Consider the following 1,351-nt stretch of genomic DNA (forward strand, 5'->3'; position numbering starts at 1 on the left):
TCGTCGCCAACGGCTTCAACTTCACCGCCGAGCAGCGCGACGCCCTGTTCGCCACATCCTCCATCGAAACCATCGTCGACGCCAGTGGGACGTATAGTGTCCTGCCGCCCGCTATCAACCACCCGCCGGTGGTGCAGAACGTTCTTCTTTCGGCGACCGAGGACGGGTTGGCGGTGAGCGGGGCCTTTGCCGGCGACGACCCGGACGCCGCCGACGATCCGTCGACGCTCCACTACACGATCACCTCGCACCCGACGGAAGGCAGCGTCGTCAACAACAACGACGGCACCTTCAGCTTCAACCCCGGCTCAGCCTTCCAGGATCTCGCCGAGGGCGCAACGCGCCAGGTGGCGTTCAACTACGCCGCAACCGACAGCCACGGCGCGGTCTCCAACACCGGAACGGTCACGGTAACGGTCACCGGCACCAACGACGTGCCGGTGATCGGCGGCGTGTCGAGCGGCGCGGTGACGGAGGACGTTGCGGTCGACGCCAGCAGCCACCTCAACGCCTCGGGCGCGCTGACCATCGCCGATGTCGACCAGGGCCAGTCGAGCTTCGCGGCGCAGGCCGGCGTTGCCGGCAGCAACGGCTTCGGCACCTTCACGCTCGCCGCCGACGGCAGCTGGACCTACAGCGCCGACAACACGCAGACGGCGATCCAGCAGCTCGGCGCCGGGCAGAGCCTCACCGACAGCTTCACCGCGGTCTCCTCCGACGGCACCGCCAGCCAGCTCGTCACCGTCACCATCCACGGCACCAACGACGTGCCGACGCTTGCCATTCCTAGTGCGCAGTCCACGACCACCGACAGCGGGATCGGAATCACAGGCATTATCGTCACCGATCCGGATGCCGGCGACACCTTCACGGTGACGCTCGCGACTACGGGAGGTTTGGGGGCTTATCTGACCGCCTTGGGCAAGTCGTTCGGCAGTCAGTACGGCCAGGTGGTCGGCTCCGGCACACCCGAGGTCGTGGTCACGGGTACGCTAGCGGAAGTGAACGCCTCGCTTCAGACACTCGGCTACGGCCCCTACCAAGCGACCCCAGGAGACGACATCATTTCAATCACTGTGACTGATGCGGCGGGCGCCAGCGCTAGCGGGCAAATTCCGGTCACAATCACTCCCGTAGCAAACACTGCGCCCGTGGTTCAGAACGTTCTCCTTTCGGCGACCGAGGACGGGCTGGCTGTGACGGGCGCCTTTTCCGGCGACGACCCCGATGCCGACGACGATCCCTCGACGCTCCACTACACGATCACCTCGCAGCCGACGGAAGGCAGCGTCGTCAACAACAACGACGGCACCTTCAGCTTCAACCCCGGTTCAGGCTTCCAGGATCTCGC

1 protein-coding gene is annotated in these 1,351 nt (G+C 65.9%); it reads left to right on the forward strand.

The window, feature by feature from the left end; all coding sequences use genetic code 11:
- Positions 1-1,351: VCBS domain-containing protein (locus ABID26_RS37000; RefSeq protein ID WP_354418434.1), on the forward strand; the 1,351-nt coding region annotated here is incomplete at both ends.

The sequence above is a fragment of the Mesorhizobium shonense genome (assembly GCF_040545255.1).
GTDB classification, from domain to species: domain Bacteria; phylum Pseudomonadota; class Alphaproteobacteria; order Rhizobiales; family Rhizobiaceae; genus Mesorhizobium; species Mesorhizobium shonense.